We start from the raw sequence: 15,609 nt of genomic DNA, 5'->3' as shown, positions 1-15,609 counted from the left end.
TTCGAGCGACACGCTCAGCGGCGCGCGCGCCGCTCCGCATCGGCCCAGGCCTGCTGCGCGGGAGTCAGCGTGGCAGTACCCGCAGACGACGGCGCGCCGCCACGCCATGCGTGACACAGGGCGATCGCCAGGGCATCCGCGGCATCCGCCGGAGTGGGAAGGCTGTCCAACCGCAGCACCCTTGCCACCATCGTCTGCACCTGGCGCTTGTCGGCGGCGCCGTAGCCGGTGATGGCGGCTTTGATTTCGGTCGGTGTGTGGGTTGCCGCGGGAATGCCGCGTTCGCCCGCCACGAGCAACGCGATCCCGCTCGCTTGTGCGGTGCCCATCACACTCTGGCGATTGTGCTGGGCGAAGACCCGCTCGACGGCGATGACGGACGGCGTGTGGTCGTCGACGGTCGCGCGGATGCCGGCGGCGATCGCGGCCAGCCGCTCGTGAATCGGCATGTCGGGTGAGGTCCGGACGACTCCGACGTGCACGAGCGTGGCCGATCGGTCGCGCGCGACATCCACGACACCGACCCCGCACCGTGTCAGGCCGGGGTCGATCCCGAGCACGCGCAGCGGCGCGCGCGAAGAAGTGACGGTCACAGGTTCACGGTAGGCGCACCGGAGACGCGAACGTGTGCGGCGCGCCCGATGGGCCGCTCAGTCGTCGGATGCCTCGAGCTCGGCCTGGACCTCGGCGGTCAGGTCGAAGTTCGCGTACACGTTCTGCACGTCATCGCTGTCTTCGAGGGCATCGATGAGACGGAACACCTTGCGTGCGGTGTCGGCGTCGATCTCGACCTTGAGGTTCGGAACGAACTCCACGTCAGCCGATTCGTAGTCGATGCCCGCATCCTGGAGCGCGCTGCGCACGGCGACGAGATCCGTCGCCTCGGTGATGACCTCGAACCCCGCGGAATGCGGCTCGACTTCTTCTGCGCCGGCTTCGAGCACGGCAAGCATCACGTCGTCTTCGGTGGTGCCCTCGCCCGAGACCACGATGACGCCCTTGCGGGTGAAGTTGTACGCGACGCTTCCGGGATCGGCGAGCGTGGCGCCGTTTCGGGTCAGCGCCGTGCGCACCTCGGCCGCCGCGCGGTTCTTGTTGTCGGTGAGACACTCGATCATCAGCGCGACACCGTTCGGGCCGTAACCCTCGTACACGATGTTGAGGTATTCGACGGACTCGCCGGAGATTCCCGCGCCGCGCTTGATCGCGCGATCGATGTTGTCGTTGGGGACCGAGGTCTTCTTCGCCTTCTGTACGGCGTCGTACAGCGTCGGGTTACCCGCGAGATCGGCTCCGCCGAGCTTGGCGGCAACCTCGATGTTCTTGATGAGCTTGGCGAACGACTTCGCGCGACGCGCGTCGATGACGGCCTTCTTGTGCTTGGTCGTCGCCCACTTGGAATGCCCGGACATGAAACTCCCGCTGTTGTTCGGCTGCCGGAAACGGCTCGAGAGACGATTCTAAAGGGGGGCACGCGCGCCGGTGCCGTCACCCCCGTCGACGTGTGAGCGGACGATGGCGAGGAACATCTCGTGGAAGCGGTGCTCCTCCGTCACCTCCGGGTGGAACGCGGTGGCCAGGAGATTCCCCTGCCGCACAGCCACGGCGCGACCGTCAGGCAGGTGCGCCACGGTCTCGACGAGCGGTCCGGATTCTTCGACCACCGGGGCGCGGATGAAGACCGCCGTCACCGGTGCTCCGCCGATCGCCGGTGCCTCCAGCGTCGTCTCGAAGGATTCCGTTTGACCTCCGAATGCGTTGCGACGCACCGCCATATCGACACCGCCGAAGCTCTGTTGACCGACGATGCCGTCGACGATGCGGTCTGCGAGGAGGATCATGCCGGCACACGTGCCGTACACGGGCAGTCCGTCCGCGATGGCGCGGCGGATCGGGTCCTGGAGTCCGAACGCCCGCGCGAGCTTGTCGATGACGCTCGACTCGCCGCCGGGCAGAATCAGTCCGTCGACCTCGTCGATGTGCGCGCGAGTGCGGACGAGCATCGTGCGCGCGCCGATCGCCTCGAGCGCGCGCACGTGCTCGCGCACGTCGCCTTGCAGGGCGAGGACCCCGATGAGCGGGGATGTCACCATCCGCGCTCGGCGAGTCGGTGGGGCGCAGGCAGATCGGCGACGTTGATGCCGACCATGGCCTCTCCGAGGCCCCGGGACACATCCGCGATCACGGCGGCGTCATCGAAGAACGTGGTCGCCTTCACGATCGCGGCGGCGCGGGCGGCGGGGTCGCCAGACTTGAAGATCCCTGACCCCACAAAGACGCCGTCGGCGCCGAGCTGCATCATCATCGCCGCGTCGGCGGGCGTGGCCACTCCCCCGGCGACGAACATCACGACGGGAAGCTGCCCGGTCTCGGCGACCTCCGCGACGAGCTCGTAGGGTGCCTGGAGTTCCTTTGCGGCGACATAGAGCTCGTCCTTGGTCTTCGCCCGCAGAGCGTTGATCTCACGGGTGATCGTGCGGATGTGTTTCGTCGCCTCCGAGACGTCGCCCGTGCCCGCCTCACCCTTCGAGCGGATCATCGCCGCTCCTTCGGTGATGCGGCGCAGGGCTTCTCCGAGGTTCGTCGCACCGCAGACGAACGGCACGGTGAATCCCCACTTGTCGATGTGGTTCACGTAGTCCGCCGGCGAGAGCACCTCGGACTCGTCGATGTAGTCGACGCCCAGCTCTTGCAGCACCTGCGCTTCGACGAAATGCCCGATTCGCGCCTTGGCCATGACGGGGATCGAGACGGCGTCGATGATGCCGTCGATCATGTCGGGGTCGCTCATCCGCGAGACGCCGCCCTGGGCGCGGATGTCGGCGGGTACGCGTTCGAGCGCCATGACCGCGACGGCACCCGCATCTTCGGCGATCTTCGCCTGCTCGGGGGTGACGACATCCATGATCACGCCGCCCTTCAGCATCTCGGCAAGGCCGCGCTTGACGCGAGCGGTTCCCGTGGTGTTCGACATTCGAATCCCTTCGCAGCAGACAATGACCGTTCTGGCCTAGGCCAAAAGATAGCATGGCTGTGCCACACTCGGAGAGGTGCCGTCCGGCGCCGCGAAAGGGGGGACGGTGGACCTCGACATCCACGGCGAGACGGCCAGCGAGATCGCCGAGAGTTTCCGCGCCTTGACCGAGCGCGGCATCCTGCGTCCGGGCGACGCCCTCCCCCCGGTGCGTGCGCTCGCCGAGGCCCTCGGCGTGAACCGGAACACCGCCGTGGCGGCCTACCGCCAGCTCACCGTCGCGGGGGTGGTGGAAAGCCGCGGACGCGCGGGAACCCGCGTGATCGAACGCGCACCCGTTGCGCAGGAGGGGTTCGCCGCCGACAGTGTGCTGCGCGATGTCGGCACCGGAAATCCCGACCCGGCGTGGATACCCGACATCGCCACGGCATTGGCCACCGCCGCCGGGCGTCCGGTGCTCTACGGCGAGCCCGTCGTGGATGCGGGACTCGAACGCTGGGCACGCCAGTGGATGAGCGCCGATCTCGGGCGCGACGTGCGCATCACCGTCACCAGCGGGGCCGCGGACGCGGTGGAACGACTCCTCGCCCAGTCCCTCACCCGCGACGATGCCGTCGCCCTCGAAGACCCGTGCTTCCTCGCCAGCATCCACACGGTGCGCCTGGCCGGCTACCGACCTGTCGCCGTACCGATCGACGAGGAGGGGATGACGGTCGCGGGCTTGCGTGCGGCGCTGGAGCAGGGCGTGCGGGCGGTCGTCCACACTCCGCGCGCGCAGAACCCCACGGGAGCATCGGTGACGGCCGAACGGGCAACGCAGTTGCGCGCCGTGCTCGCCGAGCATCCCTACGTGCTCGTGATCGAGGACGATCACTTCTCGATGCTCTCGCGTCAGCCCTTCGTGTCGATCGTCGGGGCGAACCACCGCCGGTGGGCCCTGGTCCGCTCGGTGTCGAAGTTCCTCGGGCCGGACATGTGCCTGGCGGTGACCGCATCCGATCCCGACACCGCCGACCGCCTCGCGATGCGGCTGACTCCGGGGACGACATGGGTGAGTCATCTTCTGCAGCGTCTGACCCACGCGCTCGTGACGGATACGACCTCGCGCGCCCAGATCGACGCGGCCGGGTCGCACTACGCAGCCCGCAACCGCGCGTTCGCGGAGCGTGCCACCTCTGCCGGCCTGCCGGCGCGGGCGAGGGATGGGCTGAGTCTCTGGGTCGAGCTGCCGATCGCCGCGCGTACGGTCGCGGAGCGGCTGATGAGGAGAGGATGGCTCGTGCGGTCGGGCGACGACTTCTCACTCAGTGGCGACGACTCGTCGCATCACGTGCGACTGACCGTTCACGATCTCGACGATGCGGATGCGGAAAGACTCATCGCGGACCTCGTCGCGGCGGTGGGACGCGACGCAACGCCCCGCACGGAAGTGGGATGATCGTCCGATGAAGATCCTCTCGATCCAGTCGGCGGTCGCCTACGGCCACGTCGGCAACTCCGCGGCCGTGTTCCCGTTGCAGCGCATCGGCGTGGACGTTCTGCCGGTGTACACGGTGAACTTCTCCAATCACACCGGCTACGGCGCGTGGAAGGGGCCGCTCATCGCGCCCGACGACGTCGCGGCGGTGATCGAGGGCATCCAAGAGCGTGGCGCGTTCCCGCAGATCGATGCCGTCCTTTCGGGATACCAGGGCAGCGAGGGCATCGCGGACGTCGTGATCGACGCCGTCGCGCGTGTGAAGGCGGCCAATCCCGCCGCGGTGTACGCGTGCGATCCGGTGATGGGGAACGCCAAGTCGGGGTGTTTCGTTGCTCCGGCGATCCCTGTTCTGCTGCGCGAGAAGGTCGTCCCTGTGGCCGACATCATCACGCCGAACCAGTTCGAGCTCGGGTTCCTCACGGGAACAGAGCCCGACACGATCGAGTCGACCCTCGCATCCGCCGACGAGGCTCGCGCGATGGGCCCCTCGACGGTGCTGGTCACGAGTGTGGAACGACCCGACCGCGAGCCCGGCACGATCGAAATGCTCGTCGTCGACGATGCGGGTGCATGGATCGTGCAGACACCGCAACTGCCGATGAAGGCGAACGGTTCGGGCGACGTCACAGCGGCGCTCTTCACGGCGCACTACATCGAGTCGAAGGATGCTGCGACAGCCCTCGCGCGCACGGCCTCGAGCGTTTTCGATCTGCTCGACAACACGCTGAACTCCGGGGAGCGAGAGTTGCAGCTCGTTGCATCCCAAGAGGCATATGCCCATCCGCGCATGCAGTTCGCCGTACGGCAGGTGCGCTGACCGCCGCCACCGGCTTAGAGATGGATCGGCGTCTCCGCGAAAGCGCGTACCGCTTCGTCCGTCGTGGAGGTGAACCGCTCGGGGTGCGCCGCCGGGGTCGCGCGCTCCCACACGAAGAGCACGAGGTCGCCGACGCGGGCGCGCAGCACCTCGGCGTCGACGGCGGGAGCGGCATCCGTCGTCACCTGCCAGTCGGTCTGGAAGAACCACTCGCGCTCGATGTCCGTCGCGGAGAGGACCAGATTCCTCGGCAGGGCGGGGATGCCGCGTGCCCGCGCAGCCGCGACGAACACCGCCACGAACTCGTCGAGGACGTCCGCCTGAGCGTCGAGGGACAACTCCGACGGCATCACCGGATTCGGATCGGTCGCCGTACGAACATCCCACAGGTGCTTCGTCGCCTCGGCCATCATGCGGCGTGCCCAGAACCCCGAGAGGCGCGGTGCGTCGAAGAGCGTCCAGCACGGTCGATCCGCGGCGGTTTCTTCCAGCACCTCAGTGAGCCCCGCGCTCACCTCGGCGAACCACGCACGGCGGTCGGCGCCGTCAGGACGCGCAAACTCGCGACGCCCGATCGGATCACCCGTACGCAAGACCTCGGTCGCCCAGCACTGGATGTTGCCCAGGTGATCGATCATGTCGCCCACCGTCGGCCACGCCACGCTGTGGATGGGGGCGTCTTCGCGCAGGGCGGTGCACGCGCTCAGAAACGCGTCACTGGCCGCGCGCACACCGGCGAGATGCATCGCCGAGGGTGATGCCTCGGGCGCACTCATTCGTCCCACGCCCCGGAGATCGCTTCGCGAACGTCGCCGAGAAGCTGCGGCAGAGCCTTCGTGCGGGCGATGATCGGAAAGAAGTTCGCGTCCGAACGCCAACGCGGCACGATGTGCTGGTGGAGGTGCTCGTCGACGCCGGCGCCGGCGATAGCCCCCTGGTTCATCCCCAGGTTGAATCCGTCGCAGCGCGAGACCCGACGCAGCGCCCTCATCCCCTGCTGGGTCAGCGCGCCGATTTCGGCGACCTCTTCTGGTGTCGCTTGGTCGTACGTCGCGACGTGGCGGTATGGGCACACCAGGAGGTGGCCGGAGTTGTACGGAAAGAGGTTCAACAAGACGTACGCCGTCTCGCCCCGCGCGACGATCAGTCCGTCCTCGTCCGACTTCTCGGGCGCCGCGCAGAACGGACAGTCGTCACGCAGAACCTGCGGCCCCGCCGTGATGTACGCCATCCGATGCGGGGTCCACAGGCGCTGGAAGGCGTCGGGAACCCCCGCGAAATCGGCGGCGTCCTCGGTCATGCGAAGTCGTCCGCCGAGTTCACGAGCACGCGCCCGTCGATCGCCTGGCGCACCCGACGGACCGCATCCGCGACGGGGACCCCATTCTCTTGGGTGCCGTCACGGAAACGGAAAGACACGGTCCCTGCAGAACGGTCCTGTTCACCGGCGATGAGCATCAGCGGCACCTTCTGCGTCGTGTGCGTGCGGATCTTCTTCTGCATCCGTTCGTCGCTACGGTCGATCTCCGCGCGTACGCCTTCGACGCGCAGCGCGGCCACGACATCCTCGAGGTACTCCGCATAGTCCTCGGCGACGGGGATCCCCATCACCTGCACGGGCGAGAGCCACACGGGGAACGCGCCCGCGTAGTGCTCGAGCAGAATGGCGAAGAAGCGCTCGATGGAGCCGAAGAGCGCGCGGTGGATCATGATCGGGCGCTTCTTCTGACCATCGCGGTCGGTGTACTCGAGGTCGAACCGTTCGGGAAGGTTGGGATCGACCTGCACCGTCGACAGCTGCCAGGTACGGCCGATCGCGTCCTTGGTCTTGAGGTCGATCTTCGGCCCGTAGAACGCCGCCTCGCCGGGAACCTCGGTGAGCTTGAGGCCGCTGGCGACCGCGACGTTGCGCAGCGCATTGGTCGAGTACTCCCAGAACTCGTCCGTTCCGATCCACTTGTCCTTCTCGTCGTCGCGCATCGACAGTTCGAGTTCGAAATCGCTCAAGCCGAAGTCGCGCAGCATCGAGATGACGAACTCGAGAACGCGCGTGGTCTCCTCCTCCAGCTGCTCCGGGGTGACGAAGAGGTGGGAGTCATCCTGGGTGAAACCGCGCACGCGAGTGAGTCCGTGAATGGTCCCGGACAGCTCGTTGCGGTAGACCGTGCCGTTCTCGGCGAGCCTCATCGGCAGGTCACGATAGCTGCGCGCACGCTCCTTGAAGATCAGGATGTGCATCGGGCAGTTCATCGGCTTCAGGTAGTAGTCGATACCCGCCTTGGTGATCTCACCGTCAGCGTCTCGTTCCTCGTCGAGGTGGATCGGCGGGAACATGCCGTCCTTGTAGGTGACGAGGTGGTTGGACTGAAGAAACAGGTCCTGCTTCGAGATGTGGGGTGTGTAGACGTAGGTGTAGCCCCCGGCGATGTGACGGGCCCGCGCGTGCTGCTCCATTTCGCCGCGGATGATCCCTCCGCGCGGGTGCCACACCGACAGGCCCGAGCCGATCTCGTCGGGAAAAGAGAAGAGATCTAGTTCTTTGCCCAGCTTGCGATGGTCACGCTTGGCCGCCTCCTCGAGACGCTGCTGGTACTCGCGCAACTCGGCCTTCGTCGGCCACGCGGTGCCGTAGATGCGCTGAAGCTGGGGGTTCTTCTCGCTCCCGCGCCAGTAGGCGCCCGCGACACGGGTGAGGTCCCACCCGTTGCCGATCAGGCGCGTGCCGGGAACGTGCGGACCGCGGCACAGGTCCTTCCAGGCCACCGAGCCGTCGCGCGAGACGTTGTCATAGATCGTGAGCTCGCCGGCGCCGACCTCGACGGAGGCGCCCTCGGTCTTGTCCGCGCCGCCCTTGAGGCCGATGAGTTCGAGCTTGAACGGTTCGTCGGCCAGTTCGGCGCGCGCTTCATCGTCGGTCACGACACGGCGCTCGAAACGCTGGTTCTCGCGAACGATGCGTTCCATCTCTTTCTTGATCGCCTTCAGGTCTTCGGGCGTGAAGGGCTCGTCAACGCCGAAGTCGTAGTAGAAGCCGTTCTCGATCGGGGGGCCGATCCCCAGATTCGCCTGCGGGCGGATTCGCTGTACGGCCTGCGCGAGAATGTGCGCGGTCGAGTGGCGGAGGATGTCCAATCCATCGGAGCTGTCGATCGTGACGGGCTCGACGGTGTCGGTCGCCTCGACGGTCGTCGCGAGATCCTTCAGGTCACCGTTCACGCGCAGGGCGATGACCGAACGGTCGGGAAAGAGTGCGAAGCCGTCGGCGGGAAAGTCCACACCGGACGGGAGGGCGGCGTCAGTCACGAAAACTCCTGTTGATTGCTTCCCCCCAGGCTACCGGCGGCGCGCGCTCGACTGAACGCGGTCACGCGCGCGGTGACATGGCTAAGGGAAATGCGTATGGTGTTGCGCTCGACCGCGCGCGAACCTGGAGGAACGGGGGCGATGTTGGGAGGCGAGCGAGGCCATGCACGAGCAGAACCGGACGCAGCGACGGCACACGGCCGGGCTCTGGGCGGTGGCCGCGGTGCTCGCGGGCGCGATGGCCGGATGCAGTGGGGCACCGGCATCGAGTGATCCGGTGGGCGTAACCGACGATGAGGCCGGCGTCTCGGAAGACGCGCAGACCGATTCGGATGCCGGCGATGAGATGGCCGGTGAGGTTCACGCGACGCTCGTGCTCAACGGAGCGACCTACGAATTCATGGAGACAGACGCGAGCATGAGTGGATGTCTCGGTTTCGGGCCGATGCTCACGGGGTTCCTCGAGACCGCCGATGGTTCGACGCTCATCTTCAGCTTCGTGGACCCCGACGGCGACACGGGTGGCGCAGAAGTCGACCCGCCTTACGTCGCCCTTGAGACCGTCGAGGGCGACGTGTGGGCAGCGGGTGACGTGATCACCTCCTACGGCGCGATCGACCCTGCGGCAGTACCGGTGGAGTTGGTACCCACCGACCGGGTGGTCGCGGGGACGCTCGTGCTCGGGCGGCTCGAAGATGACATGAGCCAGACTCCGGTCGAGACCACCAGCGCCGACATCGACCTTCGCTGCTGAGGGTCGGCGATCCCGAGGGGCGGGCCGCGACAGGCGGGGGCTAGGCTATGCGCACAAGCCCCCGCCTGTCGCGCGGCGCACCGGCAGACGGAACGGTCGACCGCAGCGCCCTTCGATGACGACACGCCCGCCCGCACGGTCTCCGGCCCGCGATGCGGTCGGGCTTGCGCCTACTCGCCCGCGATACCCTCGTCACATCGTCGGGCGAGGTCGCGAATTGGCACGTCTGGAAGCGGCAGCGGCGGCGTCACGCTGCGGAGGGGGCAGCCTGCTCCTGGTAACGGGCGAGGCGGGAATCGGCAAGTCCGCATTGATCGAAGAATTCGTCGACCGTCTTCATGCCGACGGCGACCGCGTCCTCGTCGGTCATTGCAGCCCCTTCGAGAACGTCGCGTTCGACGGATTCGTGCAAGCCTTCGAATCGCTGGACGGCGAAGACATCGCCGAGGCCGGTGAGCCCGTGCTCGGTGGGTTGACCTCTGTCTGGCGAGGCGAGGATGCTGACGTCACTCGGGCGGCAGGAAGCCCGCCCGTGGATGCCGCCGCTGCCGATCTTCTGCGCACCCTCGGCGCGCAGACGCCGATCGTCCTCGTCATCGAAGACCTCCACTGGGCGCCGTCGTCGACCTGCACTCTCGTGGATTCACTCGCCCGTCGTCTGCGTCGCGCTCCGGTGCTCCTGATCGCCACAGTCCGCACCCCGTCAATGGACGGCTCGGGTGATCTCACCGAGAGGACGCTCACCGAGCTGAGCCGGGTACCGGGTGCTCAGCGCATCGAGCTCGCGGCCCTCGCAGACTCGGCGATCAGAGAGGTGATCACCCGCGCGATCGGAGCGCCCGTCGAGGAGTCGCAACTCGCCGATTGGTCGCAGCGCGCCGCCGGCAACCCCCTGTTCGCCCGCGAGCTGGCATTCGGAGGGTCGGCGACGGGTGACGCATCGCTCCCACCAACCCTCGCCGATCTCTTCAGGGTGCGGCTACGGAGCCTCCCGAGCGCGGTCGTCGACGTACTCACAGTCACCTCGTGCGTGGGCGTGGCCGCCCACGAGGACCTGATCCGTGGCGCGACCGATCTCACACCCGAGGCGTTCGCCGCGACGGTCTCCCACGCAGCGCGAGCGAGAGTGGTGCGACATGAGGGCACACGCCTCACTGTGGCCCATCCTCTGCTCGCAGATGCCGTCACCAGCGCTTCGGATACTCCACGGTTGCGCGCGGCCCACGCAGCACTTGCGCGCGTCCTCAGAGACCGACCGGATCTCGCCTCCGCACGGCCCGATGCAGAGATCGCCCATCATGCGCTACGCGCCGGCAACGACCTCGTGGCGTTCCGCGCCTGCCTCGCCGCGGCAGACGAGGCAGGCACCGTCTTGGATTTCCTGGCCGAGTGGGGGCATGTGCGCCGCGCGGTTGAGCTGTGGCCGGCCGCGGCCGATACGGCACTCGACGACGAGTACTCGCGCGCCGGGCTCCTCGTCCGGTGCGCGATCGCTGCCGAACTGGCCGGGCGCAATCGGGATGCCGTCGACGCAGCCCGCGAGGCTCTCGCTGCGAGCGACGACGCGATACCTGAAGAAGTCGCGGAGCGCTATGCGATCCTGATCGAACTTCTTCACCGTGGCTTTCACGACGAGGCAGCGGCGGAGGATGCGCTCCGGTGCGCGACGACGCTCCTCAGCGAGGCGGAGACACCTGCTCGGGCTCGACTCGAGATCGTCTCGGGCTGGTGGTGGGATCGCGCTCCCGAGGCAGCGTGCGTTCATCTGCGCGCGGGTGCGAAAACGGCGCACTCCCTCGGGATCGTGCCGTTGGAGACGCAGGGGTGGGCGATGGCGGGTGCCGCGACAGGGGTCGCCGGCGATCCTGTGGGGGGCCGCGAGCTGCTCGATCGCAGCGTGAGATTGGCAAGGGATGCCGGTTACGACGTCGGCGCGATCACGGCCCACATCCCGTTCAGCGCGATGCTGACGCTGACGGGGGAACCTGAGGCGGCCGCGCAGGTGGCAATCGCCGGAATCGCCCTCACCGAGTACACGGCCACCGGTACCGTGCTGCGAGACGCTTTGCGCGCGTGCGCAGGACACGCGCTTCTGCGCTCGGGCGACTGGGAGCAGGCGGGGCGCATGCTCGATGCGCCGTTCGCCGACGAAGGCCGCGCGTCGGCTCTGGGACTCTTCGATGGAGCGGTGCTCGCGGCGTTGCGGGGTGAGCTGGACCGCGCGCGCGCACTCCTGGCGCGCGCGGAGTCACTGGGTGCCGGCGACACCCCTGGATATGGCGTTGCTGCGGCATGGACCCATATCGCAGCGGGCGACGTGCCCGAGGCCTCGCGTGTCGCACGTCGGGTGCTCCGCGACGGCGAAGGCGGCGACGCTGCGACCGTCAACGAGCTCGTTCTCCTCGCCCTCGCAGAACTCCCGGGTGCTGTGGAGACAGAAGAGATTCTTCGCAGACTGCAACCCGATCCCGGCGGCATCGCCGTCGCGGAACCGTTCGCGAAGGCCGCACGCGCTGCGGTGCGCGACATGCCCGACGAATGGGCCCGCGCGCGCGAGGCCTGGGAAACGGTCGCCGGGTGGCCGCTCGCCCGCCTCTACCTCGCCGCACGCCACGCCGGTGCGCTCGGTGTCGATGATCCGGCGGCGCACCTGATTCTCGACGAGGCACTCACTGCCGCGTCTGCGCTCGATGCGCCGGCGCTCGTCACCCTCCTGACGCGCGCGGCGGGGCGCCCGGAGAGACCCGATGCCCGCCCCTCGCTCACTCCGCGTGAGTGGGAAGTCCTCGAGCTCGTCGCCGAGGGCGCGACCAACCGCGTCATCGGGTCGACGCTCGATATCTCGGAGCGGACGGCTTCGGTCCATGTGTCGAACCTCATGCGAAAGCTGGGAGTCGCCTCGCGCACCGAGGCCGCGCTATGGGCGGCACAGCGCGATTGACGCCGCACCTCACGATCCGCAGGCGCCCTCGAGTGTGAGCATGACCGTATCGCCCGTGGCCAGGTCGCCCGCTTGACCGATGAATGCGATCGCCGGCGGTTGGATGGCAATGGTTGAGTCCGCGGCGAGCTCAAGGTTGAGGTCAAGCCCCGCCTCCATATCGAACACGGATATCTGCACCACCATGCCGTCGCCGTTCTGCCTGCCCTCACCCGTCGGGTCGAAGGCATTGATCGTCGCCTCCTGGATTCCCCCGTCTGCTGACTGCGCTCCCGTCGGTCCCATCGCGCGGAACGTCGCGTCACCTTCGAGCATCGACGGGTCCGACATGCAGGCCAGGGACTCGATGTTGATGGTGGTCAACGCCACTTGCCCCCGAAGATGCCCCGGTTTGCTGCCCGTGCTTCCGCTGTCACCGCCTTCGTCCATCCCCTCGGTTTCCGTGGAGGCATCCGCATCCGTCATCGAGACCTCGTCGTCGGCGGGCTCCGTGTCGGCGCCCCCGGACGCGCAACCCGCGAGCAAAAGTGCGGTCAGCGCGGTCGTGGCCAGTACCGCTCGTCTCATCGCGTGCCTCCCCTGCGTTGATTCCCGACATCGCCTGTGCCATTTCGATCGAACCGGATGGCCGTCGCGAATGCCATACGCAGAACCCTTAGGGCGAACTCTGGGCGAAGTAGACAGGGAGGCTGCCGCTAGCTCAGCGGTTAGTCGCGTGTCATGGTGACCTCCATCGTCTCCCCGAGGGCTTGTAGTTCGTAGATGAGAACGTCGGCGGTGAAGGTGAAGGTCTTGGTCTCCGATCCCGAAGCGAGCAATTGCGTGGCCATCGCCTCTGTGTCGCCTACGGACTCCCACGCGTACGTGTCCACATCTTCAGCGGGTGGGACGTAGGTGCCGATCCAGTACACGGCAGTCATGTCCTCGTCCTCGTTCACCCAATCGATCGTGATGGTGTCTGCAGTGATCGTCGCCACCTGGTACGCCGTGGGCGACTGCGAGTTGGACTGCGTCCACGTCCCGGCAAGGTCGAGCGGTACCACCGCCTCCTCGGTGAGGACGGTCTGTCCCGGAGAAGCTGACGGGGCGCCGTCGGTCTCAGCGTCAGGTGCGGCACACCCCGTTAGGACGAGGGTGAACGCGGCGAGGGGGACGAACATGCGGTGATTCATACGGTGGAGGCTAGAGGAGAGCGCCGCCGCTGGCCTTGGCCGTGGAGGTGATTCTGAGACGCGCTTGGTCCATATTGGGCCAGCCTCCGTGCTTTCTCAGGCTCGATCGGCGGCTACATGGAAGACCGGCTCGACCGCTATGGAGGTCGATGTGCCCGGTTCGCGCCACCATTTCCTCCCCTTCTCGATGGTGGGCCGATGTCAGAGCATCCCCCTATTATGAGAGCCGTCTCATTTAGACCGCGGGGATCTCGGCGTATGTGCGTCGGGCGTTCCTGCGCCCAAGTCCCTGACCAGGAGTTCACATGTCCTACCCGCAGAGCCCCACGCCCGACGCCTCGGCATCCCAAACGCCGGCGCCCACCGTGCCCGAGAAGTCCGCTCGCAACGTCATCGGCATCGTCGCGCTCGCGCTCGCTGCCGTCGGCTTCATCTTCGCCTGCATCCCCGGCGCACTCATCGTCGGATGGATCCTGCTACCCGTCGCGTTCGTCCTCAGCATTATTGGCTTGGTCCAGAAGAACAAGGCGAAGTGGCAGGCGCTCGCCGCCCTCATAATCTCGGTCGTCGGCACGATCGTCGGCTTCATAGTCTTCTTCGCCGTCGTCGCGGCATCCTTCAATGATGCGTTCGGTTCCGATGTCGAGATCGGAACCGACGCAGACTCGTCGGCAGTAGTTGAGGAAGCAAACGAGTCAGAGGCGGAGGAACCCGCCGCTGTTGCTGGCACCCGCGAGAATCCGTTGCCGTTGGGTACATCGTTCTCATCCGATGAGTGGGAGGTCGTCGTCAATTCCGTCACTCTCGGTGCCGAGGACGAGGTGATGGCGGCCAACCAGTTCAACGAGGCCCCCGAGCCTGGACACGAGTACATCCTCGTCAACTACTCCATCACGTACGTCGGTGACGACGCGGAAGGTGGTGTGCCCGCAATGGTCGGTCTTGAATATGTCACCGCCGGCGGAAACACGATCGCCAGCTACGACACGATGGCTGTCGCTCCCGACGCCATCGATACCCTCAGCACCCTCTACGAAGGTGCATCGATCAGCGGCAACACCGTGATTGCGGTCCCCTCACCCGCTGACGGCGTGCTTGCGATCAGCCCTGGCATGTTCTCCGACACCATCTTCGTGGCCATCCAGTGAAATCTCAGAAGGCCCGGGGCGCGCTCCGGGCCTTCTTTGCGCACCCCCTGCCCTCGCGTTGGGACTTGTCGGGTCGATGACGACGCACGGGGCGACGTTCTGCGATAGTGAAGGCGAAAGAACCGAGGGTCGTGTTCTTTGGGTTCGTCGTGAGTGGGGGGCGTCGCCCGGCATAGATAGGGCGATGTCGACGTCACTCCCTGTGAGCGTTGTTGCCGCCACGAGAGCGGAGCCTTCATGTGCGCGGGTTCGCCCGCCACGGGCCCTGGCGGCGCCGACAATCTCCGTCGCCTGCGGTGTGGTTGCAGGGCGTTCGGACCCCAGCGCTCGGAGAGTGATGCAGGCGAACCGCCCCGTCCGCGCCGGTTCGCCTGTCCGAGAGAGACGCAACTATCTTCCGCGCCGGCCTAACACAGAAAACCCCCGGTAAACCGGGGGTTTGTGCTGTGCGCGATACTGGGTTCGAACCAGTGACCTCTTCCGTGTCAGGGAAGCGCGCTACCGCTGCGCCAATCGCGCCCATGTGGGCTGTTCACTTACTGAGTGGAGGTGGCGACGGGATTCGAACCCGTGTAAACGGCTTTGCAGGCCGGTGCCTAGCCGCTCGGCCACGCCACCGTGTGGTTTGACCCCACGTGCCGCGATCTCTTGGAGGGAGATCCCCGCACTCGAGCGGATGACGAGACTCGAACTCGCGACCCTCACCTTGGCAAGGTGATGCGCTACCAACTGCGCTACATCCGCGTTTTCCCGGATCACTCCGGGCGCTTGAATGACTTTAGCCCACGATCCGACGAGCGCAAAACCGGAAGGCGCCCGCGCGTGTCTCCCCCAGATGGTTCGTCGGATGCCGCAGGATCCGGTAACATCGTGTCTCGGCCCTCGGGCCGCACACGGGCGATTGGCGCAGCTGGTAGCGCGCTTCCTTCACACGGAAGAGGTCGTGGGTTCAAGTCCCGCATCGCCCACCGAAGGCCCCCGTTCGCACGTGCCACATACCCTCAGGCGCGGTCTGCTCGC

General features: G+C 67.0%; 14 protein-coding genes and 4 tRNA genes. 6 read left to right on the top strand and 12 right to left on the bottom strand.

Annotation, left to right across the window (positions count from 1 at the left end):
- Positions 1-14: 14 nt before the first annotated feature.
- Genes ruvC through pdxS form a run of 4 tightly spaced genes read right to left on the bottom strand, consistent with a single transcriptional unit; the run spans position 15 to position 2,974 of the window.
- Positions 15-593 carry a crossover junction endodeoxyribonuclease RuvC gene (ruvC, locus tag ACFQZV_RS09630; protein ID WP_378752005.1) on the bottom strand — a complete coding sequence of 193 codons (579 nt, stop codon included), beginning with the start codon at positions 591-593 and terminating at the stop codon, positions 15-17.
- A gap of 57 nt (positions 594-650) precedes the next feature.
- Positions 651-1,412 carry a YebC/PmpR family DNA-binding transcriptional regulator gene (locus tag ACFQZV_RS09625; RefSeq protein WP_378752003.1) on the bottom strand — a complete coding sequence of 254 codons (762 nt, stop codon included), beginning with the start codon at positions 1,410-1,412 and terminating at the stop codon, positions 651-653.
- Positions 1,413-1,460: 48 nt separating this feature from the next.
- Entirely contained in the window at positions 1,461-2,093 is a 633-nt protein-coding gene (gene pdxT / locus ACFQZV_RS09620; RefSeq protein ID WP_378752001.1) for a pyridoxal 5'-phosphate synthase glutaminase subunit PdxT, read from the bottom strand.
- On the bottom strand, positions 2,087-2,974 hold the full coding sequence (gene pdxS / locus ACFQZV_RS09615) for a pyridoxal 5'-phosphate synthase lyase subunit PdxS (protein WP_378751999.1): 888 nt from the start codon (positions 2,972-2,974) through the stop codon (positions 2,087-2,089). Before pdxS ends, pdxT begins: the two co-directional genes overlap by 7 nt.
- 106 nt (positions 2,975-3,080) lie before the next feature.
- On the opposite strand from pdxS, the gene ACFQZV_RS09610 reads away from it, so the two are divergent.
- Positions 3,081-4,412, top strand: coding sequence for an aminotransferase class I/II-fold pyridoxal phosphate-dependent enzyme (locus ACFQZV_RS09610; protein ID WP_378751997.1), 1,332 nt, complete (start codon positions 3,081-3,083; stop codon positions 4,410-4,412).
- Positions 4,413-4,419: 7 nt separating this feature from the next.
- Entirely contained in the window at positions 4,420-5,271 is an 852-nt protein-coding gene (gene pdxY, locus ACFQZV_RS09605; protein ID WP_378751995.1) for a pyridoxal kinase PdxY, read from the top strand.
- A 14-nt stretch (positions 5,272-5,285) separates the two neighbouring features.
- Here pdxY and ACFQZV_RS09600 read toward each other — a convergent pair whose 3' ends face one another.
- The 3 genes from ACFQZV_RS09600 to thrS are packed head-to-tail and all read right to left on the bottom strand — an operon-like array spanning position 5,286 to position 8,574.
- Positions 5,286-6,047 (bottom strand): maleylpyruvate isomerase N-terminal domain-containing protein, encoded by a 762-nt coding sequence (locus ACFQZV_RS09600; RefSeq protein WP_378751993.1) that lies wholly within the window; start codon positions 6,045-6,047, stop codon positions 5,286-5,288.
- Complete coding sequence (locus tag ACFQZV_RS09595; RefSeq protein ID WP_378751991.1) at positions 6,044-6,571, bottom strand: HIT family protein; 528 nt, start codon at positions 6,569-6,571, stop codon at positions 6,044-6,046. The genes ACFQZV_RS09600 and ACFQZV_RS09595 overlap by 4 nt, the downstream gene beginning before the upstream one ends.
- On the bottom strand, positions 6,568-8,574 hold the full coding sequence (gene thrS, locus ACFQZV_RS09590; protein ID WP_378751989.1) for a threonine--tRNA ligase: 2,007 nt from the start codon (positions 8,572-8,574) through the stop codon (positions 6,568-6,570). Before thrS ends, ACFQZV_RS09595 begins: the two co-directional genes overlap by 4 nt.
- Positions 8,575-8,737: 163 nt before the next feature.
- On the opposite strand from thrS, the gene ACFQZV_RS09585 reads away from it, so the two are divergent.
- Both ACFQZV_RS09585 and ACFQZV_RS09580 read left to right on the top strand, forming a co-directional pair.
- Positions 8,738-9,328, top strand: a complete 591-nt coding sequence (locus tag ACFQZV_RS09585; RefSeq protein WP_378751987.1) for a hypothetical protein — start codon at positions 8,738-8,740, stop codon at positions 9,326-9,328.
- 115 nt (positions 9,329-9,443) lie between these two features.
- Positions 9,444-12,269, top strand: coding sequence for an ATP-binding protein (locus ACFQZV_RS09580; RefSeq protein WP_378751985.1), 2,826 nt, complete (start codon positions 9,444-9,446; stop codon positions 12,267-12,269).
- Between the two features lie 9 nt (positions 12,270-12,278).
- Here the strand turns inward: ACFQZV_RS09580 and ACFQZV_RS09575 are convergent, their stop codons facing one another.
- Positions 12,279-12,836: a hypothetical protein gene (locus ACFQZV_RS09575; protein ID WP_378751983.1), complete on the bottom strand. Its 558-nt coding sequence runs from the start codon at positions 12,834-12,836 to the stop codon at positions 12,279-12,281.
- Positions 12,837-12,976: 140 nt separating this feature from the next.
- A complete protein-coding gene (locus ACFQZV_RS09570) occupies positions 12,977-13,441 on the bottom strand; it encodes a hypothetical protein (protein ID WP_378751981.1) in 465 nt (154 codons plus the stop codon).
- Between the two features lie 305 nt (positions 13,442-13,746).
- Between ACFQZV_RS09570 and ACFQZV_RS09565 the strand changes: the two genes are divergently transcribed.
- The gene (locus ACFQZV_RS09565; RefSeq protein WP_378751979.1) at positions 13,747-14,589 is read left to right on the top strand and encodes a hypothetical protein; all 843 of its coding nucleotides are present in this window, start codon (positions 13,747-13,749) and stop codon (positions 14,587-14,589) included.
- A 447-nt stretch (positions 14,590-15,036) separates the two neighbouring features.
- Here ACFQZV_RS09565 and ACFQZV_RS09560 read toward each other — a convergent pair.
- The 3 genes from ACFQZV_RS09560 to ACFQZV_RS09550 form a co-directional block, all read right to left on the bottom strand.
- A tRNA-Val gene (locus ACFQZV_RS09560) sits at positions 15,037-15,108 on the bottom strand.
- 25 nt (positions 15,109-15,133) lie between these two features.
- Positions 15,134-15,207: transfer RNA gene (locus tag ACFQZV_RS09555), tRNA-Cys, on the bottom strand.
- Between the two features lie 53 nt (positions 15,208-15,260).
- Positions 15,261-15,333, bottom strand: a tRNA-Gly gene (locus tag ACFQZV_RS09550).
- Between the two features lie 151 nt (positions 15,334-15,484).
- Between ACFQZV_RS09550 and ACFQZV_RS09545 the strand changes: the two genes are divergently transcribed.
- Positions 15,485-15,557, top strand: a tRNA-Val gene (locus ACFQZV_RS09545).
- The last annotated feature ends 52 nt before the right edge of the window (positions 15,558-15,609 follow it).

Source organism: Microbacterium koreense, assembly GCF_042677105.1.
Classification (GTDB): domain Bacteria; phylum Actinomycetota; class Actinomycetes; order Actinomycetales; family Microbacteriaceae; genus Microbacterium; species Microbacterium koreense.
This window is presented reverse-complemented; position numbering and strand designations above follow the sequence as displayed.